The following is a 24,176-nucleotide window of genomic DNA, read 5'->3' on the forward strand; positions in this document are numbered from 1 at the left end:
GCTTCTCAAGTCAATGCGAGCGCCCCTCATGTTCAATACCCGGTTGAAAAATAGAATCCAGCAATTGGAAAAACAGCTGGGAGCCCTGGAGCAGGTAAAGGCAACTCTGGATCTCGAAACCGTGTCCGTCACTCTGGATGCAGGAGGCGTCATCCTGGAGGTGAATGCTCAGTTCGAGAAAGAGTTGGGATTCACCCAGGCTGAATTGTCCGGGCGTACCCTGCGTGAGTTCAGTCCCTCTGAACTGCAGGGCGACGTCCATCAGCGGCGCGCATTGGATGCAATCGCCGAAGGCAAGCATTACAGCGGTACCTTGCGCCTGTGCAGCCACGACGGTCGACACGTCTGGCTACGAGCAATGGTTATACCTTTCGCGGGTGAGAGTGGGCGTGTCGAACGGATCGTTATGTATTCCAGCGTGCTCACAAGAACCATTGAAGCCTCAAGGGAGAACGAAGCGCTGGTGGGAGCGTTGATGCGCTCCACTGCCGTTATCGAGTTCTCCCTGGACGGAGTCGTGCTGACAGCCAATCAGAATTTTCTGAGCGCTATGGGCTATACGCTTCCCCAAATCCTGGGCAAGCACCACCGAATCTTTTGCGTGCCATCCGACGCTCAGTCAGAGGAATACGATCGGTTTTGGCAGACCCTTAGACAGGCATCCTATGTCGCCGGCAGGTTCTGCCGAGTGGATAAATTCGGCAACGAGGTATGGCTGGAGGCTTCCTACAACCCAATCGTGGATGCCAATGGCAAGCTGTACAAAATTGCCAAGTTAGCCACCGTTATTACCGACCAGGTCATCCGCGAGCGCGCTGTCTCCGAGGCAGCCGGCATGGCCCACGGCACCTCGGTTCGAACCAATACCAGCGCACAGCAAGGTCGCGAAGTCATTCAGAACACCGTCACGACCCTCAATACGCTTTCTGCCTTGATGGAGGATGCGGCCCATGGCATCGAAGCACTGGATGCCCAGAGCCAGGAAATCGGCACCATTGTCAAAACCATCGGCAGCATCGCGGACCAGACCAATCTGTTGGCCTTGAACGCGGCGATCGAAGCGGCACGTGCCGGGGAGCAAGGCAGGGGATTCGCTGTGGTCGCCGACGAGGTCAGGAACCTGGCCCTTCGAACCACTAAAGCGACGGCGGAAATCTTCGAGGTCGTGAAAAACAACCAGGTTCTGGCGTCCAGTGCGGTGACCTTGATTGGCAAAAGCAAGCAGCAGGCCGGGGCGGCGCTGGATCTGGCCAGTGAGGCGGACGAGGTGATCAAGGACATTCAGCAAGGTGCCAACAGTGTCGTGGTTGCCGTTGAGCAGTTCTCGGGTCAAGCCGGCCAGTAATTACTCTTGCAATGGGTCGTGTCTGCACGTCTCAATGACCCCAAGTTAATGCGCGATCCAGGTGATCCTTGTGCTCGATGCTCTCAAGCAATCCATAAACGATCTGCATAAGGTCGACCGGCCCAGACTGGAAGATGAGTGTGACGCGCTGCTCACTCGGATCGAGCAGGGACGGACAGAAGGGACTCTGACTGGCGAGCAGGCCACACAGCTGTTCTATGATGTCCGTAACGAACGTTCAAGGTGCTTTCGCAGCGGAAGTCAGCGTCGCATGGGCAACCCCTCGGCCAATGTCCCATCGCGCGACTCAGTGGGCATGAGCCGCATGCTTATTTGAAAGATGTTTTCAAAGGGTTGCTCGAACCGAATCAAGCCACCTGGCCCGCGCTTTCAATCTCCCGCGCATGCCCCTTCGCGGTCTTGCCCGCCTGCTGCACGGCCCACTTCATGAATTCCGCAATCGCCCACTCTTCGCGCCGTTCTTTCGCGCAGTACACGAAATAGTCGAACTTGAGCTCCGCCGTCGCGTTGGTGACTTGCACCAGGCGTTTACTTTGCAGGGCTTCGGAGGCAAAGACGCTGTTGACGAGTGCAATGCCTTGACCCGCACAGGCCGCACTGATCAACAGGGACTCATCGCCATAACTGGAGCCCTGAATCATCTTGCGATTGCTCATGCCGAACGCGTTCATCCAGACCTTCCAGTAGTTGCGCTCGGTGTCCTGCAGCAGCGGGAAGGTCAGGCAATCCTGCGGGCTCTCGATGTTGCGCTGGGTGCTGAGCAGGCGTGGGCTGCACACGGGTATCAGGTAGGACGACCACAAATGCGTGGCGTGGTTTTCGCAACTGGCTGCCGTTTCACGCTGAATGCAGATGTCCACGTGGCCGTGCTTGAGCTCGGAAAGACCATTACAGATCTGAATCGAGATTTCGACGTTGGGGCAGCGCTCCTTGAAGCCGCTCAGTGCCGGGATCAGCCACGAACTTGCGATGGTGGACGTTGTGCTGATGACCAGACGCGTCTGACGTGGCGCCTTGAGTGCAGCGCGCGACCAGGCTTTTTCGATCACGTCGAAAGTGCCGGCGAGTTCGTCAAACAGACTGCGTCCGCAAGGGGTGAGCTGGATGCCCTTGGCGTCTCGCTCGAACAGGCGCCTGCCAATCTGGTCTTCCAGCCCTTTGATCTGCTGACTGATGGCCGCCGGTGACACGCACAGCTGATCCGCTGCACGTTTCATGCTTCCGGCCTTGCACACCTCAACGAACGTGCGGAGGGCTATCAACGGGATCGCTCTGCTCATCCTGCATACCTCGTCGTGAGAATGCTGCCCGTGCGCCAGGTGACGGAAAAGCGTCCTAAAGTTGCCATCGGATGAATCCCAAAAGGGTGTTTATCACCCGGCATTGGATATTGTCAGGCGCAGCCGGGCCGGGGCGGGTGCATACCCGGCGTGGAAGTCAGTTGTGGATAACGTGTTTTCAGGTGGTTGCGGCACTGTCCCGAGCGACCGGTGCCGGCTTCGGCCTGCTTTGACTCAGCACGAACCAGACTGCCAGGCAGATGAGGCCGCCGCCGTAAAGGTGTCCCGCAGAAACCTTTTCACCGAGGAACATCACTCCCCACAGAACGCCGAACGGCGGAATGAGGAAGGTGACGGTCAGCGAACGCACCGGGCCGATATCGGCGATCAGACGGAAGTACAGAATGTAAGCGCACGCCGTGCACACGAAACCAACGGCTGCCAGGGACAGCCAAACGGTCGAGTCGCCCCACGTGGCCGGCGGGTTGACCGTCGCGGAGACGGCGAAGAAGGGCAGCAGGAACAGCGTTGCACCGATCTGGCTGCCGAAGGCTACGAGCTTGGCGTCCAGTCCTCCCCGGTCGCCGATCCACCGACGGGTCATGAATCCTGCGGCGCCATAGCAACTGGTCGCGACCAAGCAAGCGAGTGCGCCCATGACCACCGACGTGGTGAAAGTCACCGGGCCTGTCGTGGTCAGTAACGTTATCCCCAGCAAACCGAGAAACACGCCGACGGCTTTTTTAGGCGTCAACGAATCATTGAAAAACACAGCGCCAATTAACACGCCCATCAATGGCGTGGTCGCGTTCAGGATGGCGGAATAACCCGCGGGTAATAACAGGGCCGCCATGCTGTACATCAAAAAGGGAATGCCGGAATTGATAATGCCGAGGATCAAGGTGGATTTGAACTTGCCGTTGAACTCATGGCGGGTTCTGAAGATGCTCAGAATAACCATTAACCCGATGGCGCCAAGCAACACCCGAAAGAAGGCGGTCGGCAACGCACCCAGTACCGGGGCGGCAACGCGCATGAAGAGAAAACTGGCGCCCCAGATGGCGGCCAGAACAATCAGTCGAACACAGTCGGACACTTTCATCGTGTTTCCTTTCTTGATCCCTATCACTGATACGCCGACCGAAACGTTGTTGATTGACGCTCGTCGAGTTCGGGTGTGATGATTTGAGCAGTGTCTGAAGTGGGGCTCAAGCGAGCTTTTCTTAAGCACATTAGATTTTCTTAACCGAGGTCAGGCATGAAATTCCCGCCCCTGCACGCGCTGTTGTGTTTTGAAGCGACGGGGCGCCACGCCAGCATGAAAGGCGCGGCCGGTGAGCTGTTTGTGACCCCTGCGGCCATTAGCCAACAGATCGCCAAGCTCGAAAAAGCCGTTGGCGTCACGCTGTTCATCCGCAACACCAAACGCCTGGAGCTGACTGCCGAGGGCAAGATCTACCTGCGGGCCATTCGTCCCGCGCTCGGGCAGATATCCGACGCCACCCAGCGTCTGATGAGCGACAACGGCCCCAATACGATCACCGTTAGCTGCACCAGCGGCTTTGCCATGCAGTGGCTGCTGCCCCGGCTGCCTGATTTCCAGGCCATCTGCCCCGGCATCGAGGTGCTGATCAGCACCACCAATCGGCTGGTTGATTTGCTCGGCGACGGCGTTGACTTCGCCGTGCGCCATGGCCTCGGCCGTTATCCCGGTCTGGAAGTGGAGATGCTGATCAACGACCGACTGCAGCCGGTCTGCAGCCCTTCCTTGCTGCCGGACTCCCGGTACCTGTCGTCCCCCATTGACCTGAAAAGCTACACCCTGTTGCACGACGAACACCGCGAAGACTGGGCGTTATGGCTCCGTGCGGTGGGTATCGAAGACGGCGAGGCCGCCGTTCACAAGGGCTCGGTTTTCGTGGATTCCAACGGCGTCATCGAGGCTGCACTGGCGGGAATGGGCATTGCGCTGGTGCGCCGTTCGCTGATTCGAGAAGAGCTGGCGTCCGGCCGACTGGTGGTGCCGTTTCGCGCGACGATCGACACGCCGATTGCCTATTACCTGGTTTACGACGAGACAGCCATTCTCCCCAAGTCCAGCAAGCAGTTTCGTGACTGGCTAGTGTCCCAGGCCACCGTCAGTCAGCGTGAATTCACCACGCGATAGTTTGCGTTCACGTTCCCGACACAGTGTTGATTACTTATCAGAGCAGTTAAGTCCTGCTTCAGTGTCCGTGGGTGATGCACCCATACGGGTAAAACTGATCAACGTGTTGATTATAAAAACAATTAAGCCGAGACCCGTTAAGTCAGACTTAACCGCTGATTGCGGATTTCTAGTTTGCCCCGCCACTTACTTTTCTTCAGTTTATTCCTTAGCTAATACGCGCCCGTCAGCTCAGCCTGGCGCCGATAAAACAGCGAGCAGGATGCTCCGGCTGAAGGAAAACCCCATGACTGATTTCGATATTTTTCGTCCCATGGCGTGGGACAAACTGGTTCATGAATATGACCTGGATGGCGCAAGGCTGCTGCCGTGGAATGGATATCCGACGCCCATCGGCGGCGGCTGGTGTGTCGTGCGGCCCCACACCAAATCCTTGTCCCACACGCAGATAGACCAGGAATTCTTTATCGGCATCAAAGGGACCGCACAGTTGATCGTCGGGGATCGAACGTACCCGTTCACCATGGGCGACATTGCTGCCATTCCCAAACACACCGATCACTATGTATTCAACGACACTGACGAAGACTTCCACTTCTACGTCGTATGGTGGGATCGCGAATCCGCCAATCGCTTCCTCGATGAAGACGCCCGGCAGGCCGTGGCCGCCAATGAGTTCGCCCTGCACAAAGCGACGGTTCATGACGTGTCCGATCAGAGGGCGTCGTGATGGGCAAGTTGCTGGTTACGATCACGCCGCCGACCCCCAATGGTGATTTACACATTGGTCATATGGCGGGGCCTTTTCTGGCAGCGGACATCTATACCCGGGCCCAACGCCAACGCGGTCACGATTGCACCCTCGTCTCATACTCCGATGACTATCAATCCTACATGCTGCGGCGAGGAATCGAGCTGGACCAGGCGCCTCAAACACTGGCGCTGGAGAACACTGACAAAATCAACGACACGCTTGAGAAGATGGGCATCCAGGTGGATTTCTGGATGCGCCCGTTCGGCAACAGTTACTTCAAGAACGCCGTGGAGGAGATGTACGAGTACGCGGTGAAGGCGGGGGCCATTTACAAAAAAGTCAGCCCGGAACCGTATTGCGAGCACTGTGATAAGTGGGGCTACGAAGCCTTCGGGCGGGGCAATTGTGATCACTGTGGCTCAGACTCGGATGCCAGCCAGTGCGAAGAATGCGCCCATACCCCCAATGCCTCGAAGATGAGCAACTTCCGCTGCAAATTATGCGCGGCGCCTATGATCTGGCGGCCGATAGAGCGTGAGTTTCTGGCGCTGTCGAACTTCCGTAACCACCTCAAAAGCACATTCGAACATGCGCCGCTGCGGCCTTTCATTCGCCGCTTTCTGGAGGAAGAATTCGACATCGGCCCGGCGGACTGGGGCATAACCTGTCCCTACGACGGCGGACTGGATCTCAAGCCCGATGGCAGCCGGCGCATACACACCTGGGTCATGGGCCTGTGCGGTTACCTGGCGGCCTTCCGCGAATACCTCAATGAACACAAGCTTGCGCCGTGGGAGTACGACGAATACTGCCGCTCCGGCAAAGGCCGGCTGGTGCACTTTCTGGGTTACGACTGCGCCTTTAGCCACATGATGGTTTACCCCTCGCTGCTGCAGACCATGCACGGCTATCGCCTGCGCCAGACCTTCTACACCAACCAGTTTCTGACCTTGAACGGCAAGAACCTTTCCACCAGTCGCAACTATGCGATCTGGGCGCGGGACCTGGTGGCAGACGCCTGCACCGACAGCGCACGCTTCTATCTGGCGCTGATCGCGCCGGAGCAGGACACGGATGATTTCGATGTCGAGAAGTTCTCCGCCTGGCGTGAGCAAACCTTCAACGAGGTGCTGGTCAAGCTGGCCGCCCAGGCCGAGCGCGAACGGGTGGACGGCGACAGCCTGAAAGTCAGTGCGGCGGACGCGGCGGCCCTCAAGATTCTGGTTGCGCGCTGGTTCGAAGTGACGTCGGCGGATCACTTCAGCATGAAGGGCCTCGCGGTGCTGCTGTCGGACATCATCAACGCCGCCCGTGATCGGCAGACCCTCGGCAAGCGGATTCTGCCGTACATGGCCCTGATCGGTGCCATCGGCGCACCCGTGTTCCCGGACTTGGCGAAACAGATCCTGCGCTATTGCCGTTTTACTGAAAACGAAGTCCTGCAGCAGCTGGTGTATGTCAGTGCGGTCGAGTACGAAATCTGACCGAGAAACGGGCGACGACGATGAAAACTTCATTTGATGTGATCGTGATCGGAGCCGGCATCATGGGCGCTTCGATCGCCGCGGCACTGGTTGAAAGCGGCCTCGATGTGGCGCTGATGGAGAAAGGCATCGCTGGCGCCCAAGGCGCAACGCGGGACACGGGCGGCATCGTTCGCGGTCTGGAGCTGGACGCCACGTTGCGTCCCTTGACTCGCCGCGGATCACTTTACGGCAATCCAGGCATCGTCCACGGCCTCTATGAGAGCGCGCTGAATCGCAGTGGCGTCGCTTACATCGCCAGCGCCGAAGTGTGTGGGCAATACCTGGAAGCGGTGGACAGCGATGGCTGCGAAAGCATTGAGCTGCACGCGTCTGTCGATGCACTGGATAACGGGCGTTTCTCGCCGTTTTGTGTCGGCGAATGCCTGCTTATTGAACGCAATGGCGGCACGGTCGATGCTCGCGTCGCGGTGTCGAATCTATGCCGCTACGTCAGTGAAAAAGCGACGTACCTCGATCACCTGGCCGTCGACCGCTGCGTCGAACTGGACGGCTATGTTCAGGTTCATGCCGGCAAGCTGTGCCTGGAAGCGACATGGGTCGTCGATGCCTGCGGTGCCAGTGGCCCGATGCCCCGGCCGCACAACGCCGTGCACGCGCGGACGATTCCGTTCACGCGCTTCGGCTGCGACCAGGCCCCGAGCATGCCGATCATTACTCACCACCTGAATACCTACCTGCTCCCGCTGGGACGCAATCTCGTGCAAGTGGGCGGCCAGCGGCGCCAGCGCGCAGAACATGCGGATCAGCTGAACATGGCGCCGCTGGATAACGAGCAAGACGTCATGGACCGAGTGTCTCGTCTCGGCTACGACAGGCACCACAGTCTGCCGGTGGTCACGCAGGTGGGCTGGGACGCGTACACCGAAGACGGCCGCCCCGTGATTGGCCGTTCCAGCGCTAAGAGCCACCTGTTTCTCGCCACCGGGTTTTGCGGCATCGGCTTCAAAATGGCACCGAATGTTGCCGAGCTGCTGGCGCTCGAGCTGGGTGGTTTGATGTCCGGTGTGTCGATGGACGAGGCTTACCGATCGGTCATGGAAGCGTTCCGCCCTTCGCGGTTCGCCGAGGTGGCGTTGTCATGATGCGCCTGGGTATCTGCGCGGCACTCTACGTTGGCACCACGTTGCACGCGCGCGGTTTCTTGCGCAGCGTGTACCTGTCCAGCCACCTGTTCCCCCATGTGCGACGCGCGCGACATTTTTACTTTGATGACGGCGCGAGCGCGGAGGGCGGCCGTGCGGCGGCAAGGCATTTCATCGACGCGAAGGTGGATGCTGTGATTGGTCACTTCGCCTCGGACTCTGCCGCCGCTGCGGCAGAAAGTTATGCACAGGCCGGCATTCCGCTGATCTTGCCAGCATCCACCTGTGCAGCGTTGACCGGCGTTGGGAAAACCACGTTTCGCCTTTGTGCCTCTGATCGACTCTTGGCAACGCGCCTGATCGAATTCGCCGAATCTGAAGGGCTGCGCCGCCTCGCTGTGCTTACTGATCCGAGCCTGCACGGGCGCCAGCAGATGCATGAACTTCACGCAGCGGCGACGTTATCCACAGTCAATCTGGTGGGCGATGTGAATAACGCCGACGCCCTGGTCTTCTGCGGGCGATTGAAAGCAAGCCGCCAGTTCCTTTTGCATAACCGTGCTGCTGGCTGTGGGTTACCGATCTTCTTCACCGACGATGCCGCGTCTCCTGCGCTGGTGGATGGAATGGCGCAAACCGGCACGGTGTACGTCATCAGCTTTCCGATCGCGGGCGACTTGGCCGAGGCGCAGTCATTCGATGCGACTTATCAACAGATCTACTTCGAACAGGCGCCGGTATACGCCGTCGAGACGCTTGCAGCGTTTGCCCTGGTGGACCGAGCCGCCGCTGATCAGCGCGGACTGCTGGACGCACTGCGCCTTGATCACTTTGCCACTCCTGCCGGCCCGGTCAGTTTCAGCGACGGGGAGAACGATTACGCCCGGGTGTCGCTGTGGGTCTACACCGACGAGCATGTCCATGAGCGGCGGCTGCTGTGTTGAAGCGTCCTGCCCAAAAGCTCGCCACATCTTTTGCAACTTTCAGGAAGAATGACCATGACTCAGTATGAAATCGAAGGTGTGCGTGAAACGCTGGACGTCGTCTCGATCGGCTTCGGCCCGGCCGGTATCGCACTGGCCTGTGCGCTGGAGGATGAGGCGGAAGATTGCGGCCGAAAGCCTTTCCAGCGCGTGCGCTTCTTCGAAAAAGGGCGTGATTCAACCTGGCATGGTGCGTTTCTGCTGGCGGGCACCGACATCAACCACCATGTCTTTCGAGACTTGGTGACGCCGCGCAATCCGCGCAGCCGCTTTTCCTTCGCCATGTACCTGAAGGAAAAGGGTCGTCTGCATAAATTCGGCTTGCTCGGGCGTCCGGCCAGCCGGGTGGAATGGTCTGACTACATCGCCTGGGTCGCCGCACAACTCAAGGACTACGTTGCCTACGACGAAGGCGTGCTCGACGTGTTGCCGGTGGCGGAAAAGGGCATCCTGAAGGGCGTTGATGTCGTCACTGCAAAAGGCACTTATCGCACCAAACGGCTGGTGCTTTCCCACGGCAGCCTGCCCCGGATACCGGAGCCGTTCAGCGCGCATCTAGGCGGTCGTGTCTTCCACACGTCCCGGTACCTGAAAAACATCCACCTCGGCGGCGGTCCCATCGCGCAGCGGTGGCTGGTGCTGGGCTCGGGTCAAAGCGCGGGGGAGGCGGTCACCCACCTGCTCGGCGCCGCGCCCACCACGCAGGTGCATTCGGTGCACCGCGGCGTGGGTTTCAAGGTGGGACAGCTCGGGCAGTTTCCCAACATGGCCTTCCTGCCAGAGCACATCGACTATTTCCACGACCTTGAGCCCGGCAGACGCAGCCGGGTATTCGAAGAGATCCGGTCGACCAATTACGCAGGCATCGATGTCGACGAGAGTCAGGCGCTTTACTCCTTCCTGTACGAAGGCGAGGTGACGGGACACCGACGCCTGAATCTGCATGCGTGGTCCGAAGTGGCCTCGGTGGAAAAAGTGGGCGATGCCTATTCGGTGGTGCTGCGTGACAGCAATACCGGCGTTGAAACTGTGCTGTATGTCGACGGCATTGTCCTGGGTACCGGCTACGAGCAGCTCGCCGTGCCACCGCTGCTGACCCTGCTGCAACCCTGGCTGGTCCGCGATGAGGACGGCACGCTGGCGGTCGACCGTTATTACCGGGTTGCCCTGCAGCACAGCGAGGGCGTGCAGATTTTGGCGAACGGCACATCGGAAAGAACCCACGGCATCAGCGACGCCCAGTCGTTTTCCATGGTTGCCTTACGGGCGCAGCACCTGACCGATGCGCTGCTGGCGACCCAACCCTGGCAGCACGCGCCGCGGGTGACCATGCCGGGCTACACCCGGCCCGCACCGGTCGAGGCACGGCCATGAATTTCATCTCCCACATCATCGGCGATTCGAACTTCGTCAGGGTAAAAGGCCTGGGTTTTGAAAACCTGCATCTAAAGCTCGAGTCCTGCAACCCAGCCGGCTCAATCAAGATGAAGACAGCCATCGGCCTGATCGACTCCTTTACCGAGCGCCGACTTATCCACAAGGACACGGTGCTGATCGAGTCTTCGTCCGGAAATCTCGGCGTGGCGCTGGCAATGATCTGCGCCGAGCGCGGCTACACCTTCTGCTGTGTCGTTGACCCCAACACCAACCTGCACAACATCAAGATGATGGAAGCCTTTGGTGCGCAGATCGTTATCGTCACCGAGCGCGATGACAACGACGGCTATCTGGGCACGCGCATTCGTTACATTCGCGATGCCGTAGCCCGCGATCCCCGGCATCTGTGGCTTAACCAGTACAGCAATCCTGCCAACGCCAAGACCCATGAACACACCACGGCGCGGTCGATTCATATCGCCTTTCCGGCATTGGATTACTTGGTGGTCGGCGCCGGAACGACCGGCACCTTGATGGGCTGTGTGCAGTATTTCCGCAAGCATTCGCCGCGCACCAAGATCATCGCGGTAGACAGCGTTGGTTCGGTGACTTTCGGTCAGGCGACCGGCCCGCGCTTCATTCCAGGACTCGGCTCCAGCCAGACGCCGCCGATCTTCCGCGCCCACCACCTGCACAAGCAGCAAGTGGTGGATGAGCGCGCCACCGTCGCCATGTGTCGCTGGCTGGCGAAATCCAATGGCGTGCTGGCGGGCGGTTCTACCGGGACCGTGGTGGCCGGGCTGGCAGCACCCTCGCTGGGAATTCCCAAAGACGCCGTTGTCGTGGCGATATCACCGGACGCCGGCGAGCGCTATCTGGAGACCATCTACAACGATGAGTGGGTCATGCAGAAGTTCGGGCGCGCAGAGTTGACCGCGCTGGCTTCGCAGCCGATCACTCGGTATCTGAAGCAGTACGTTCACACCTTCGAGGGAGAAGCGCTGAATGTCTGACTTCCATGTGATCCCCGGCGCTGTCATCAAAGACATCCTCGACAGCCACGCCCACGACATGGTGCGGCGCATCGAGCAGGTGTATCTGCAGCACCATGACGGCCAGACGCTCAACCCGGACAGCTACTTTCTGCGTTTCCCTCAACAACCTGCCAACCGGATCATCGCGCTGCCAGCGGCGCTGGAGGGAGAGGACGCCGTGGCCGGGATCAAGTGGATCTCCAGCTTCCCCGGCAACGTCGCGCAGCAGAAACCGAGGGCATCAGCCGTGGTCATCCTCAACGACCCTAACACCGGCTATCCCTATGCGTGCCTGGAAGGGGCACAAATCAGCGCGGTGCGCACGGCAGCGTCGGCGGTGTCAGGCGCTTACTGGCTCAACGGTCAGTCACGCAAGGCCGCGTCCGTAGGATTTATCGGTGCCGGAGTGATTGCCCGCAACATCGCCCGAATGCTCTGCGTCGAAGGGTGGGACATCGGCCACGCCGTTGTGCATGATTTCGACCTAGCGTCTGCGGATGCTCTGACTGGCTTCATCGAAAATACCGACTTATGCACAGCCCGCACCGGGTCATTGGAGGAAGCGCTCGCGGCAAATCTGGTGATCTTCGCCACGACGGCTGGCGAGCCCTACGTCAAACCGCCAATGGCGTTTCGCGCCGGGCAGGTCGTGCTGAACATTTCGTTGCGGGACATCGCGCCGCAGTTGCTGCTGGAGGCGAACAACCTCTGTGACGACATCGAGCACTGTATGAAGGCCAATACGTCGCCGCACCTGGCTGAGCAACTCACCGGCGGACGCGCTTTCATGAACGGCACGCTGGCTGGCCTCATCCGCGGCGAGGTCGAGCTTGATCCCGCAAAGCCCTCGATTTTCTCGCCGTTCGGCTTGGGCGTACTCGACCTGGCGCTGAGCAAATTCATCGTTGACACCGCGCTGGCTGACTCCCGTGGCGTGGCTATTGAATCGTTCTTCGGAGAAACCCTGAGATGGAACTGAGCGCAGCGCTGGCGGCCGAAAAGTTATCCCCAGGTGCGGAAAAGCCTGGTATCAGCATCGGTATCGTCGGGTGTGGCTCACGCGGCCTTACGGTGCTGGAGCGTATCTGTGCGCTGGCGGTCAATACGGCCCGGCGCATCGAAGTAAACGTATTTGACCCCCACCCCCCGGGGCCGGGCTTACATGCCGTCGATCAACCTGAATACCTGATGCTCAACACCGTTGCCTCGCAGATCTCGATGTTTCCGGACACGGCCGCACTGGACGGAAAAGTGGGACGCCAAGGACCCGACTTCTACGAATGGTGTCTGCGTTATAAATCTGCAGCACGCAACGTACAGCCCAATGAGTTCCTGCCACGGAGCTGGCTGGGGGAATATCTGGCGTGGACTTACAAGGAAGTTATTCGCAGTCTGCCGACAAACGTGCGCGTCATTCACCATCCTCACGCTGTGGATAACATTGAACATACAGATATGGGCCGGTTTGTTCTGTCCACAGCCGAGGCAGAGCGCTCTGTGGATTGGTTGGCGATCACAGTAGGACATGCGCGTCAGTTGCGGGATGAGCATAGAGAGCTGCCCACAGACCGACACTCTGATTCGCGCGGTGTTGAGTTATCCACAGAAGCGGTTGGCATCGAAGGAGTAGGCTTGACCGCCATGGACGTTGTGGCCGGTCTGACGGTCGGACGCGGAGGCCAATTCAGCAAACGGGCGCAAGGCTTGCACTACGAGCCCAGTGGAAAAGAGCCGCGTATCTATTTGTTCTCGCGCAGCGGTCTGCCGTACCGCACACGACCGGACATCGTGCCCCATCGGACTTCTAATGCGGCGCTGATTTTTACACTGTCGGCTGTCGCTGATCTGCGAACGGAAAACCCTGCCGGACTGGATTTCGAGCAGCAGGTCCTTCCGTTGATCAAAGCTGAAATGGTCGCGGAATACTTCGGAATGATCGCCTCTCAAAAGAGCGAATCGGCAGTAAGGATCAAGGCGGAAATTGCGCGAGCGTATGACTCAGGCCAGCTTGAAGCGGTGTCCGCTGAAATGGCATCACGTTTTCAAGCGCCGCCACTGGACGATGCTGTGTATAACCCCCATGTGCCGAGCATTGACGCATTGGATTATCCCCAGGTCATGCGCGCATTTATTGAAAGCGACATTGCGCAGAGCTGTTTAGGGCTTGATGCAAGCCCTATCAAAGCCGCGATTGAAGTGTGGAGGAGTTGTCGTGAGCAGCTGCGTCGGGTTGTGGATAACCGCGGGCTGACCAGCATTTCACGCAGTGTCTTCTTCGAAAAGTATGCGCCCCATGTCAATAGAATGGTGGCCGGGCCGCAGAAGGAACGTCATCAGGAGCTGCTAGCCTTGGCCGACGCGGGGGTTGTCCACTGGGTGCGACATTCTCAAGTTATCCACAGTGATGACGGAGCACGGACCGCAGTGCTTCTCGCTGGCAATCTGACTGTTCCCTTAAACAGAATTATCAAGGCCCACGTCAGTACCCCCTGTGACGTATCGTCGCTGCCAACGATCCTTCGCTCGTTAAAACGCAACGGAATTATCCACAGCCTGAGCGAGAACGGTGAGGGCGTGCTGGTCGACAGCGAAGGCAAAGCACAGCCCAATCTGTGGATAACCGGCCCTCTTGTCGAAGGCTCTACTTATTACAACCACTACGTCCCGTCCTCGGGCAGCTACTCCCGGGCCTTCGTCGACGCCGACCGAACCGCCCGCGAGATGTTGGGGTTGAATGTGGAAGTCAGGGCAATAGTTTGAGCGCCGTCTTCGCAGTAACAGCGACTAACCGTGAAAAGAGGCCTTGATTCAATAAACCCATGTCCATATAGTTTTTTCACTAGCCACGGGATACGCGGGTGCATGCACCTCCCCCCGAGGACAGACGAAGTAACAAGAACCCCACCTCACGGTGGGGTTTTTTTTGAGGTCGGCATTGTACTTTCGAGCTCTGGGATGCGCGCTGCCTACTGTTCCACGGTTACAAAATTGCTGGCTCATTGATCGGGCTGCTTTCACTTCGCCGCCTTCGCCCCAGGCAAATACTTGCGTCGAATCCGCTCCAGCTCGCCCGATTTGTTCAGACTGTCGATCGCGCTGTTGATCTGCGGCAACCACGAGGCGTATTGCGGCTGGAGCTTGAAGACCAGCGGCGCTTCGCTGAGTCGTGCGCCCTGGACGAACTGGCCGGGATCCAGGTCATGGGCCGAAGTTACTTCATCAAAGATGTCGTCGACCATGGCGATGGCATCCACGCGCCTGCTCTGGAGCAACTTGATCAGCGCCTCATCTTGCGATGTTTCCAGCCGGCTCAAACGGCGCTCCTCGATCGCCGGGTCCAGTGCCCGATAGTTGTAGCCCCGAACCATGCCGATCGTGAGGTGCTCCAGTTGTGCGATGGTCTGGCCGCGGGCAGGGTGATTGGCCAGAAAGTACAGGTGCTCTTTGACCGTGGAATAGGGCTTGGAGAACACGTATCGACGTTGCTCCTCGGGGCTGTTCCAGATCAGCGCGTCAGCAAAGTTGATATCGATCTCGCCCTTGCGCAGCATCGCCTGCAGGCGGTTGACCGGGTAGATCACGAAGGTAACGTCAATGTTTGCCAGTTTCATCACGCGCCGCGAGATGTCGATGGAGATCCCTTCCAGGTGACCGTCCTTGTCTTTATAGGCATACGGCTTCGACTGAGCTCCGCCCGCGACGTACGGTTCAGCCACTGCTGGCAGCATGAGCAGCCCAAGCAACCCGCCAACGATGAATCTTCCTCGAAGCCCCATACGTTCCTCCGGCAGTGTGTCTGCCCAAGGTCGTAAAATAGCAGTAAGACATGTCCAGTAAATGTCGTATTGCCACTATCTGGATCTGCAGCACATAAAAAACCCGCGCTGACAGGTCAGGCGGGTTTGCACAGGTGCGGTCGTCAGGCGTCTGGACTTAGGCGAATGACTTTCGGAAACTCCGTCAGCGTCAGTCGGGCCGAGCAACGCTGGGCATCGCACACCCACTGCTGCGCGGAGTCGGTCATGCCTTTATCCGGCGTTTGCGTATCGAGGATGCGCACCGGTTTATTTTTCATGGCCGCGGCGCTGATGCTGACTTCGTGTTCGCGACCGCTGACCCACGCCACCATAATCCGCTCGCGGCCATTGCTGAATGCCAGTTGGAAGACGCCGTCGGACTGGAGGCTGTTTGCCGGCTCGTAGTTGAAATCAGGCAGATAAGGGCTGATGGCCTTGAGCACCGAATAAGCCGGTTTAGCGCGAAGATCGGCATCAAGCAGGCCGAAGTTGTGCTCCTGCTCGGTGCGGTTGGTGCCATCGTTGATCAGGTCATACCACCACATGCCTTTGACGTTCGGCAGCGTGCGAATGAGGAAGTACGCACGCGCCAGGTACGCAGACTGGCGCTCGGCGCTGACGCCGCAATTGCCATTGTGGCTCGGCCAGCTCATCTCGGTCAGATACAGCGGCACCGGCCTGCCGACCTTGGCGCTGATTCGACGGTCCAGATCTCGCATCCAGCCGACCCAGCTCTCCGGCGTGTTGCGGTAGCTGCCTTCGCAGTGCACATACGGGTGCAGCGAGAGGCCATCGGCGTACTTCATCACCCCTGCAGCCAGGATGCGGTCAACGAACCCACTCTTGATGCCCATGCTCGTTACGGCACCGGCGAGTACGAGCGCCTGGGGATTATTCTTGCGAATGATCGGTGCCGCGTCCCTGACCAGCGTCACGTAGTCATTGCTCAAGCGCGGATCGGCCGGGCCGTCCAGGTCCCACTCGTTCCAGACCTCATAGAACCTGACCGGATTGCCCAACTGGCGAGTGAGGTAGTCCACGTATTTCAGGTACGGAATCTTGACCTCAGGCTTGCGGGGCTTGGCGCCGCCCTGATACGAGCTGCCGTAGCCGAGAATGACCATCGGGGCAAGATTCAGCCCCTTGGCAGTGCTCAGCCATGCGCGCCACGGCGCAATGATCTGCATCTGACCCCGTACAGGTTCGGCCGTAGACCAGAAGGCGTCATCGCGAATGGACGTGACGCCAGCCGCTTTCGCCATCTGAAGACTGCGCAGCGGTTGCCCGGTGTTATTCATCGAATGGGTGGCAACGCCTACGATAAAAGGCTCGGCCGTGGCGACATTGGCAGCGCACAGGGCGGCCATCAGTGCCAGGCCGCTCAGGCCGATGCTGCGAAAGCTCATAGGAGTGCCTCAGTCAACTCAGGCCCGGCAGGCCATTCCACGTGGGCAACTCATGGGACTTTGGGGCCGGTTGTCTAACCCGCGATTTCATGGCCAGCGCATGGCCGATTGCCATGCCCAGGAACATGTTGGCGAGGGTAACTTCCAGCGTATCGGTCGTCCAGCTGACAATGCAGATGCAAAAACCCGTCACCAGCAACGCCTGGCCGTAACGGCTGACGCTGTCGGCCAGGATGAAAAACAACGGGAGGTGCAGGGCGTAGAGAAACAGCCCGACCAGCCCAAACGTCGCCCACAGGTAAACCACGGTGCTGTCGGTAACCATGAAGATGTCGGCGCCGGGCACCGGGAAGGCGGCCACGGCACTGCCAACCAGCCCGAAGCCAACACCGGTGAGCGTTCGATCATCGTCCATCAGCGTCCGAATCACGTTGGGCCAAGTGTTGATCAACCGGTCATAGATAGATGCCAGCGAACTGGTGGCCGAAATTTTGTTGGCATCGAAGTCGGTCATCATCGCCACGAAGGGCAGGGACATGCCGATTACGACCGCGACAACGATGGTCGCCCGTGCTGTCCAGCGAAACCGCAACATCAGCAGCAGGCCGGTACCGCCAATGAACGCCAACGCTGGCGCCTTGCTGGTGGTCAATATCACGCCGGCGAGGCCGATCACGCAGACTGCCAACCCGAGCAACTTCGAGCGCATGGTCGCCATCAGGTACAGGCTGAGAACCGAGATGATGATGGCCAGTGAGCTGGAGATTCGCGCGAATCCAGCCGGGCGGTCCATGTCTTCGGAGGTCCATGCGGTGTTGGCGCTCAGCTCGGTGCCGCCGACGGTGTAGCTGTAGCCCTTCCACGGCAGACTGACGTACCGGTCGAGGGCAATCCCGCCCAGCGAAGCCAGCAGGCACAAGGCAATCGCCCACATGAACAGGCGCTTGTGGCGGATGATCTGGTCACCGCAGGCGATCCCGAACAGCAGCGGGCTGATCCCGTACAGCGCAAATGCGAAGTTCCCGGCCTGGGCGCCATTCAGCGCTGCCCATCCCGCCGACAGCAACAGCACCAGCAGGCTCAGCCAGACCCCCGGCCCGGCTTTGAAGCTGCGCAGCTCCAGTGCGAAGAACAGCAGACACGCGACCTTCGGGGCATAGAGCAATACGGAAATGCCTGCCTGATCCAGATAGAAACGCAGAGCCCCGTTGAAGGTCTCGACCAGCATCAGGCTGATCGCAACCAGCACGATCGCCGTGGATTTATCGAATGACAGCAAAGAAGGTTTTTCAACGTAAGCGGGGGAAGTCGACATCATGTGCAGCCCCTCGGGAGCATTTGTACGTGTGATAAGCGTCAGCGTGCGAGCAGGCCGCCGGGCGGAAAAGCTACTGCCCAGAGGAGCGCAATGGCCGTCGATGGCATGCAATCGCGATGATATTTGGGGGTCGCAGCGGGGGAGGAGAAGGGCGTTTCGGTCCCCTCGCAAACGGCACGACAGGGATATATCAGCCGCAGATCGGGGGGCTGTCAATCAATTAGTCAAATTTACGGACATATTTAGTGGTGGCTAAATATCATAAATCGTAAGCCATTGATTCTTATAGCGGATAGAAAATTGACGCTGTTAAAAAGAGAAGAAATCCCGGTATGACGACGGCTTTCTATGACTCATTTTCGTTACAAGTGCGACGCATTCACCGCTGAATATTCAGCGGCGAATACGCCGTCTTGCGAGCAAGCTGAATGCCGCTACGCCATCAGCTGATCACACTCAGGTGTAGCGGCGCTTGTCCGGTGCGGGAGGGAAATACTGATACAGCCAGGTTTCACTCAGCGTGCGGTCACCGGTTTTGATGAACATGCGCATCTCCACCGGCTCCACGGAGTCGCTGGTCGGGTACCAGTCGAACGTCACGCGGAAACCCTTGATGTCGGGCAGTACCAGCACATTGAAATCCTGGATTTTGCCGTGGGACACGGTGACCACCGGCTCGATGCCCGAACCTTCCGGCAGTCGGTCCAGCCCGCCGCCGTTGAAGTCCACGGCAAAGCGCCGCGCCCAGACTTCCGGGTAGTGTTCGCCCGGCGCCCAGCCTTCGATGAACCCGCCCATGCCTGAACGCGTCGCGTGCACTTGAGCCAGTGGTGTGCTGACCGGAGGCAGCGGGCTCCAGTAAAGCTTGTAGCCATAATTCATCGACATGCCGGCCTTGACCGGCACTTTCGGGTTCCAGAACGCGACGATGTTATCCAGGGTTTCACCCGTGGTCGGCAGTTCCAGCAAATCGATTGAGCCCTCGCCCCAGGCCGTCGTCGGTTCGACCCACAGGCTCGGCCTGCGGTGGTACCAGTCCACGGTGTCCTGGTAGGTCTTGAAGTCATGGTCGGTCTGCACCAGGCCAAAGCCTTTCGGGTCTTTGTCGGCGAACGCGTTGAACTGGATCTTGGCCGGATTATTGAGCGGGCGGCAGATCCATTCGCCATTGCCGCGCCACATCGCCAGCCGGTCGGAGTCGTGGATTTCCGGGTGAAGGGTGTCGCACATGCGGCGCTCGTGTGTGCCGCAGCTGAACATGCTGGTCATGGTCGCAATGCCCAACTGCTCGATGTCGGCTCGGGCATTGATGTGCGCATCGATGTCCATCACCACGCGGTCGGCCTGGCAATCGATGTCGAAGCGGTACGCGCCCGTCGCGCTGGGAGAGTCCAGCAGCGCGTAGACCACAAAGCGAGTGGCGTCTTTGGTCGGTTTCTCGAACCAGAATTGCGTGAAGTCAGGGAATTCTTCGGGGCGATGGGCGTAGGTGTCGATCGCCAGACCCCGGGCGGAAAGACCGTATTGCTTGTTGCTGTCGATGGCGCGGAAGTAACTGGCGCCCAGGAATGACAGAACGTCGTTGATGGCGATCTCGGGGGCTTTGAACAGCTTGAACCCGGCAAAGCCCAAGTCGCCCTTGAGCTGACTCTGGTCGATGCGACTGGCTTCGTAGTTGAACAGCTCAGGGCGGAAATGCACTTCACGCGCCTGCTGGGTCTCCGGGTCGACGCTGTACATGCGCACCGGCGTCTTGAACCCTGCGCCGACGTGGAAGAAATGCACGTCCAGTTGGCCTTTCACGTCGTTCCACAGTGAGTGACCGGCGTCGTACTTGATCGCATTGAACTGCTGAGGCGTCATGTTCGCCAGGGTAGGCGGCAGGTTCTGCTTGGTGCTGACGTAAGGCTTGCCGGCCATCTGTTTGGCGTTGTCCTGCAAGGTCTTGAAGTCAAAGTGTTCGATGTCGCCATCGGCCGCCGCAGCCAGCGCGCGTGCCGCATAAAGACCTGAGGCGGGCAGCGCGCTATAGGCTGCCAGCGCCATGGACGCTTTCAAGAGATTCCTGCGATTCATATGGTGAAGCCTCTGAAGATGCTGTGCCTTCCTGCACAAAAAAGTGCGCTTTCCCAATCCTTGCTGAACGCAAATTACCAACAAACAGATAACAATCTCGGCATCTTGTTCGCGCAACGGGGAAAAAAATCGTTTCAGGGCACAACCTGTTTTGCTTCAGCGTCTTGCTCGCGCGGCCGATTTTGGCCGCGTACTTCAAGCCTGCGTGGTATGTCCCCCTACGGCCATTGCCGCTTGGCGCAGCGCCTCGGACCTTGTCGGATGGGGGTGGCAGGTCAGGGCGATGTCTTCAGCAGAGGCCGCGAACTCCATCGCCACGCAGTACTCGGCGATCATCTCGCTGACGCTTGGGCCGACGAGGTGTACGCCAAGAATCTCGTCAGTGCGCTCATCCGCCAGCACTTTCGCGAAGCCGTCCGTTTCGTGATTGACCCTGGCGCGGCTGTTGGCGCTGAACGGGAATTTGCCGACTTTGTAAGCGCGACCTTCCTCCTTCAGTTGCTCTTCCGTCTTGCCGACGCTGGCCAGTTCGGGCTGGGTGTAGATGACATTGGGGATCAGGTTGTAATTCAGCTCACCCTTCTTGCCAACAATGCGCTCGACACACACGCCGGCTTCGTCCTCCGCCTTGTGCGCAAGCATCGCGCCGGACGTGACGTCGCCAATCACCCAGATGCCCTCCACCGCCGTGCGATGCCCCGTGTTGGGCAGGACGCCGCGCTTGTCTACTTCCAGCCCGACGGTTTCCAGGCTCAGTCCTTTCGTCACCGGGCGACGGCCGATGGACACCAGCACGTAGTCCGCTTCGATCTGTTCGGCTTCGCCTCCGGCGGCGGGTTCCACGGTCAGGGTGACGCCGGTTTCCGCGGCGACGGCAGAGGTGACCTTCGAGCCGAGTTTGAACGCCATCCCCTGACGCGACAGTGAGCGATGCAGCGTCTTGCCCGCCTCAAGGTCGGTGCCGTGGGCGACATGGTCGAGAAATTCGACCACCGTCACCTTCGCCCCCAACCGCCGCCAGACCGAGCCCAGCTCGAGACCGATGACCCCCGCGCCAATCACCACCAGATGCCTGGGCACTTCGCTCAACGACAGCGCGCCGGTGGAATCGAGAATACGTTTGTTGTCGATGGTCACGCCTGGCAGGGGCGTCGGCTCGGAGCCGGTGGCAATGATGATGTCCTTGGCGGTCAGCTCGGTTTCGACACCTGCAGCATCGGTGACGATGACCTTGCCGGGCCCGGCGAGGCGGCCCCAACCCTTGATCCACTCAGCCTTGTACTTGCGAAACAGAAACTCGATGCCCTTGGTCAGGCCTGTCACGCTTTCAGCCTTTTGCGCCATCATCCGGGTCAGGTTCAGTGTCGGCGTGACCTCGATGCCGAGCTTCTTGAATTCCTCGCCCGTCGCCGCCTCATACAGCTCCGAGGCGTGGAGCAACGATTTGGAAGGAATGCATCCTACGTTCAGGCATGTGCCGCCCAGCGTTTCACGGCCTTCGATGCACGCCACTTTCAGGCCTTTCTGGCCCGCATGGATCGCCGCGTTGTAGCCGCCGGGGCCGCCGCCGATGATGACAACGTCGTAGTGACTCATGAACGTACTCCTCGAGGAATCTAGCAATGGAGGGAAGCGTAGCCGTGTCTGGACAAATGTCGTGCGTCACTTGGAAGGCTTAAATGATGGCTGTAATATTTCTCCCCGGGCACTTCAAAGTCAAGTGCGTGGCCCCGGCGCTATTCCTCGCGCATCTCGCAGGACCGGCTTAGCGGGGAAGGCGCCTTCGGTTTGGTCGGGGATGTGAGCCAATGCGACTGCAGTGAATGTTCACCTGTCTGCTGGCTGTCTGACCCCGCATTCAGGGCTGCGCAAATGAATAATCAGACGAAAATTTCACGACTTCTGTTATATCGTAACGCCATGTGTCAGCGTGGCTGTAAGCAGTGCCACGCAACGCCTGCGAGCGGGCGGGAGGGGTGATGATTACAGCGTTAAACGGGCTTTGGAGTTTCAATGCGGGTTGATCTGGATGATGAGGGCGCTGCACCGTCAAGCCTGCCACGGTTTCAGCGAGCGGCTGTGCAATCGCGGCGTCTTTCACGGCTGACGTATCTGACAGGAGCGGTGGGCGTCATCGGCCTGGTGGTGTCGCTTTTTGTTGACCTCTTTTCTCCCAACTCGCTGTGGACGGCAGTGCTGACCAACAGTGCCGCGAGCCTGCTCGTGCTGGCGGCGGCATTGCAGTCGGCGCACGTGGTCAGCCAGTGGCGCGCCGACGTCATCGCACCCCCTTCCGCAGCGGCTTCTGACGATGAAGCGCTGCTTCACACCGAAGAGCAGGGCTGGTACGACCGCGTGCTCGGCCGCATCAGCGGCGCCGGCACCTCAATGGTCGGCCAGGTTGGATTGCCGGTGTTCTGGCTGGCGGGCTGGACGTTGCTGTCGCTGATCAGTATTGGTCTTATCTGGAACCTTGCTTTGGCAGGCAGCAATGTCGGCCTTGTCGGCAACGTGGTCGGCGGCCTGCTGCTGTTGATCGGGTTTGCGCTGCTGGTGCTGGAGCGGCAATTCAGCAATGAGTCCGAGGCAGGTTGGCCAGAAGCCGAGCAGTTGGCGCAGATCACCAAGGTCGCCATCGGTACGCTGCTGATCACGGCGTTCTGCCTGTTTTTCTCCTCCGTCGATCGCGTATGGCCCGCCCGGCTTGCGGTGTTGATTGGCCTGTTGCCTGGGCTGGTCGCCATCGAGTTACTCATCCGCGCGTTCTTGTCCGTCTTCAGCCCGCGCAATGAGCGTCTAGAGCCGCGCTTGATCGCCAGCAGCTTCGTCGCCGGTCTGTTGCGCTGGCCACCACGCCCACTGCTGGCGCTGCAAAACGAATTGCACAACCGTTTCGGCATCGACCTGCGGCAGATCTGGGCGTTTACCTACATGCGCCGCGCCTTTCTGCCGGTGATGGCGGTCATCGTCGGTTTGGGCTGGTTGCTGAGCGGTGTTCACGAAATTCCCATGCAGGGCCGTGGCGTTTACGAGCGGTTTGGCAAACCGGTTGAAGTCCTGGAGCCCGGTCTGCATGCCGGTTTGCCCTGGCCGTTCGGAACAGTACTGGCAGTGGAAAACGGTGTGGTCCACGAGCTGGCGACCAGCGTCGCGGAGGGGGCGGGCGCAGAGCTGACCCTTGACCCTGCCGAGGGCCCGCCGCCTGCCATTGCCAACCGGTTATGGGACGCCACGCATATCAATGACAAGTCGCAAGTGATCGCCAGCGGCTCCGGTGCCAAGCAGAGCTTCCAGATCGTCAACATGGACGTACGCTTTGTGTATCGCATCGGTTTGACGGACGAGGCTGCACTGGCCGCAACGTACAACAGCGCCGACATCCCCAGTCTGATTCGCAGCACCGCCAGCCGTGTGCTGGTGCACGATTTCGCCTCGCGCACCCTCGATGAATTGCTCGGTGAGCAGCGCAATGATCTGGCGGCTGACATCGGCGATGCCGTACAGCGGGACCTGAAAAAACTCGACAGCGGCGTGGAAATTCTCGCGACCGTGGTCGAGTCGATTCATCCACCGGCCGGCGCAGCCAATGCCTATCACGCGGTCCAGGCCGCACAGATCAGCGCCCAGGCACTCATTGCCCGGGAGCGTGGCGCGGCGGCCGATCAGGCCAATGTGGCGCAATTGCACGCCAGCATGGCCCTTGACCAGGCGGCCGCGAGTTCGCGGGAAGTCATGGCAACGGCGCAAGGTGCTGACTTGCGTTTCAGCGCCGAACGACAGGGCTACGCCAAAGCGGGCCAGGCGTTTCTTCTGGAGCAGTACTTCACTCAGCTGACCCAGGGGCTGACCCACGCCAAATTGCTGGTGCTGGATCATCGGCTCGGTGGCACCAGCGCACCGACCATCGATCTGCGTTCCTTTATCCTCCCGGTCGACCCCGCAGCGTCGACCCCGTCAGCTGAACAGCCCTCGGCTGAATAAGGAGTCGT

General features: G+C 59.6%; 15 protein-coding genes and 3 pseudogenes. 11 read left to right on the forward strand and 7 right to left on the reverse strand.

Annotation, left to right across the window (positions count from 1 at the left end; translation table 11 throughout):
* Positions 1 to 28: 28 nt before the first annotated feature.
* Both IFT99_RS26645 and IFT99_RS26650 read left to right on the forward strand, forming a co-directional pair.
* A pseudogene (locus IFT99_RS26645) lies at positions 29 to 787 on the forward strand (PAS domain-containing protein); the annotation flags it as partial.
* Positions 788 to 913: 126 nt separating this feature from the next.
* Positions 914 to 1,345, forward strand: a pseudogene (locus IFT99_RS26650) (methyl-accepting chemotaxis protein); the annotation flags it as partial.
* A 368-nt stretch (positions 1,346 to 1,713) separates the two neighbouring features.
* Here the strand turns inward: IFT99_RS26650 and IFT99_RS04360 are convergent.
* The gene (locus tag IFT99_RS04360; RefSeq protein ID WP_274605106.1) at positions 1,714 to 2,646 is read right to left on the reverse strand and encodes a LysR substrate-binding domain-containing protein; all 933 of its coding nucleotides are present in this window, start codon (positions 2,644 to 2,646) and stop codon (positions 1,714 to 1,716) included.
* A 178-nt stretch (positions 2,647 to 2,824) separates the two neighbouring features.
* Positions 2,825 to 3,748: a DMT family transporter gene (locus IFT99_RS04365; RefSeq protein WP_192130601.1), complete on the reverse strand. Its 924-nt coding sequence runs from the start codon at positions 3,746 to 3,748 to the stop codon at positions 2,825 to 2,827.
* A 156-nt stretch (positions 3,749 to 3,904) separates the two neighbouring features.
* Here IFT99_RS04365 and gcvA point away from each other — a divergent pair, with 156 nt between their 5' ends.
* From gcvA to IFT99_RS04405, 8 genes and pseudogenes are all read left to right on the forward strand, one after another.
* Positions 3,905 to 4,813, forward strand: a complete 909-nt coding sequence (gcvA, locus tag IFT99_RS04370) for a transcriptional regulator GcvA (RefSeq protein WP_065988075.1) — start codon at positions 3,905 to 3,907, stop codon at positions 4,811 to 4,813.
* 286 nt (positions 4,814 to 5,099) lie between these two features.
* The gene (locus tag IFT99_RS04375) at positions 5,100 to 5,543 is read left to right on the forward strand and encodes a cupin domain-containing protein (RefSeq protein WP_065988077.1); all 444 of its coding nucleotides are present in this window, start codon (positions 5,100 to 5,102) and stop codon (positions 5,541 to 5,543) included.
* Positions 5,543 to 7,051 (forward strand): methionine--tRNA ligase, encoded by a 1,509-nt coding sequence (locus tag IFT99_RS04380; RefSeq protein WP_192130602.1) that lies wholly within the window; start codon positions 5,543 to 5,545, stop codon positions 7,049 to 7,051. Before IFT99_RS04375 ends, IFT99_RS04380 begins: the two co-directional genes overlap by 1 nt.
* 20 nt (positions 7,052 to 7,071) lie before the next feature.
* Complete coding sequence (locus tag IFT99_RS04385) at positions 7,072 to 8,196, forward strand: NAD(P)/FAD-dependent oxidoreductase (protein WP_065988080.1); 1,125 nt, start codon at positions 7,072 to 7,074, stop codon at positions 8,194 to 8,196.
* Positions 8,193 to 9,140: an ABC transporter substrate-binding protein gene (locus tag IFT99_RS04390; RefSeq protein ID WP_192130603.1), complete on the forward strand. Its 948-nt coding sequence runs from the start codon at positions 8,193 to 8,195 to the stop codon at positions 9,138 to 9,140. The genes IFT99_RS04385 and IFT99_RS04390 overlap by 4 nt, the downstream gene beginning before the upstream one ends.
* 54 nt (positions 9,141 to 9,194) lie before the next feature.
* Entirely contained in the window at positions 9,195 to 10,553 is a 1,359-nt protein-coding gene (locus tag IFT99_RS04395; protein ID WP_192130604.1) for a SidA/IucD/PvdA family monooxygenase, read from the forward strand.
* Positions 10,550 to 12,569 (forward strand): annotated as a pseudogene (sbnA, locus tag IFT99_RS26655) (2,3-diaminopropionate biosynthesis protein SbnA). Before IFT99_RS04395 ends, sbnA begins: the two are co-directional and overlap by 4 nt.
* On the forward strand, positions 12,560 to 14,350 hold the full coding sequence (locus IFT99_RS04405) for an FAD/NAD(P)-binding protein (protein ID WP_192130605.1): 1,791 nt from the start codon (positions 12,560 to 12,562) through the stop codon (positions 14,348 to 14,350). Before sbnA ends, IFT99_RS04405 begins: the two are co-directional and overlap by 10 nt.
* Before the next feature lie 254 nt (positions 14,351 to 14,604).
* On the opposite strand, the gene IFT99_RS04410 is transcribed toward IFT99_RS04405, so the two are convergent.
* From IFT99_RS04410 to lpdA, 5 genes are all read right to left on the reverse strand, one after another.
* The gene (locus IFT99_RS04410; RefSeq protein ID WP_192130606.1) at positions 14,605 to 15,366 is read right to left on the reverse strand and encodes a substrate-binding periplasmic protein; all 762 of its coding nucleotides are present in this window, start codon (positions 15,364 to 15,366) and stop codon (positions 14,605 to 14,607) included.
* Positions 15,367 to 15,509: 143 nt separating this feature from the next.
* Positions 15,510 to 16,793: a hypothetical protein gene (locus tag IFT99_RS04415; protein ID WP_192130607.1), complete on the reverse strand. Its 1,284-nt coding sequence runs from the start codon at positions 16,791 to 16,793 to the stop codon at positions 15,510 to 15,512.
* A 13-nt stretch (positions 16,794 to 16,806) separates the two neighbouring features.
* Positions 16,807 to 18,111, reverse strand: a complete 1,305-nt coding sequence (locus IFT99_RS04420; protein WP_244656894.1) for an O-antigen ligase family protein — start codon at positions 18,109 to 18,111, stop codon at positions 16,807 to 16,809.
* A gap of 456 nt (positions 18,112 to 18,567) precedes the next feature.
* The gene (locus IFT99_RS04425) at positions 18,568 to 20,187 is read right to left on the reverse strand and encodes a glucan biosynthesis protein D (protein WP_192130608.1); all 1,620 of its coding nucleotides are present in this window, start codon (positions 20,185 to 20,187) and stop codon (positions 18,568 to 18,570) included.
* Between the two features lie 195 nt (positions 20,188 to 20,382).
* Entirely contained in the window at positions 20,383 to 21,783 is a 1,401-nt protein-coding gene (gene lpdA, locus IFT99_RS04430; protein ID WP_065988096.1) for a dihydrolipoyl dehydrogenase, read from the reverse strand.
* A gap of 417 nt (positions 21,784 to 22,200) precedes the next feature.
* Between lpdA and hflK the strand changes: the two genes are divergently transcribed.
* Positions 22,201 to 24,168 carry a protease modulator HflK gene (gene hflK, locus IFT99_RS04435; RefSeq protein WP_192130609.1) on the forward strand — a complete coding sequence of 656 codons (1,968 nt, stop codon included), beginning with the start codon at positions 22,201 to 22,203 and terminating at the stop codon, positions 24,166 to 24,168.
* The last annotated feature ends 8 nt before the right edge of the window (positions 24,169 to 24,176 follow it).

It is taken from the genome of Pseudomonas sp. CFBP 8772 (assembly GCF_014841665.1).
In the GTDB taxonomy this organism is placed as follows: Bacteria; Pseudomonadota; Gammaproteobacteria; order Pseudomonadales; family Pseudomonadaceae; genus Aquipseudomonas; species Aquipseudomonas graminis_B.

What these genes read in the sequence shown, in the direction of transcription:
- gcvA (WP_065988075.1), top strand. Translation starts at nt 3,905, where the DNA reads ATGAAATTCCCGCCCCTGCACGCGCTGTTGTGTTTTGAAGCGACGGGG.
- IFT99_RS04410 (WP_192130606.1), bottom strand. Translation starts at nt 15,366, where the DNA reads ATGGGGCTTCGAGGAAGATTCATCGTTGGCGGGTTGCTTGGGCTGCTC.
- IFT99_RS04415 (WP_192130607.1), bottom strand. Translation starts at nt 16,793, where the DNA reads ATGAGCTTTCGCAGCATCGGCCTGAGCGGCCTGGCACTGATGGCCGCC.
- IFT99_RS04385 (WP_065988080.1), top strand. Translation starts at nt 7,072, where the DNA reads ATGAAAACTTCATTTGATGTGATCGTGATCGGAGCCGGCATCATGGGC.
- IFT99_RS04365 (WP_192130601.1), bottom strand. Translation starts at nt 3,748, where the DNA reads ATGAAAGTGTCCGACTGTGTTCGACTGATTGTTCTGGCCGCCATCTGG.
- lpdA (WP_065988096.1), bottom strand. Translation starts at nt 21,783, where the DNA reads ATGAGTCACTACGACGTTGTCATCATCGGCGGCGGCCCCGGCGGCTAC.
- IFT99_RS04405 (WP_192130605.1), top strand. Translation starts at nt 12,560, where the DNA reads ATGGAACTGAGCGCAGCGCTGGCGGCCGAAAAGTTATCCCCAGGTGCG.
- hflK (WP_192130609.1), top strand. Translation starts at nt 22,201, where the DNA reads ATGCGGGTTGATCTGGATGATGAGGGCGCTGCACCGTCAAGCCTGCCA.
- IFT99_RS04420 (WP_244656894.1), bottom strand. Translation starts at nt 18,111, where the DNA reads ATGATGTCGACTTCCCCCGCTTACGTTGAAAAACCTTCTTTGCTGTCA.
- IFT99_RS04425 (WP_192130608.1), bottom strand. Translation starts at nt 20,187, where the DNA reads ATGAATCGCAGGAATCTCTTGAAAGCGTCCATGGCGCTGGCAGCCTAT.
- IFT99_RS04390 (WP_192130603.1), top strand. Translation starts at nt 8,193, where the DNA reads ATGATGCGCCTGGGTATCTGCGCGGCACTCTACGTTGGCACCACGTTG.
- IFT99_RS04360 (WP_274605106.1), bottom strand. Translation starts at nt 2,646, where the DNA reads ATGAGCAGAGCGATCCCGTTGATAGCCCTCCGCACGTTCGTTGAGGTG.
- IFT99_RS04375 (WP_065988077.1), top strand. Translation starts at nt 5,100, where the DNA reads ATGACTGATTTCGATATTTTTCGTCCCATGGCGTGGGACAAACTGGTT.
- IFT99_RS04395 (WP_192130604.1), top strand. Translation starts at nt 9,195, where the DNA reads ATGACTCAGTATGAAATCGAAGGTGTGCGTGAAACGCTGGACGTCGTC.
- IFT99_RS04380 (WP_192130602.1), top strand. Translation starts at nt 5,543, where the DNA reads ATGGGCAAGTTGCTGGTTACGATCACGCCGCCGACCCCCAATGGTGAT.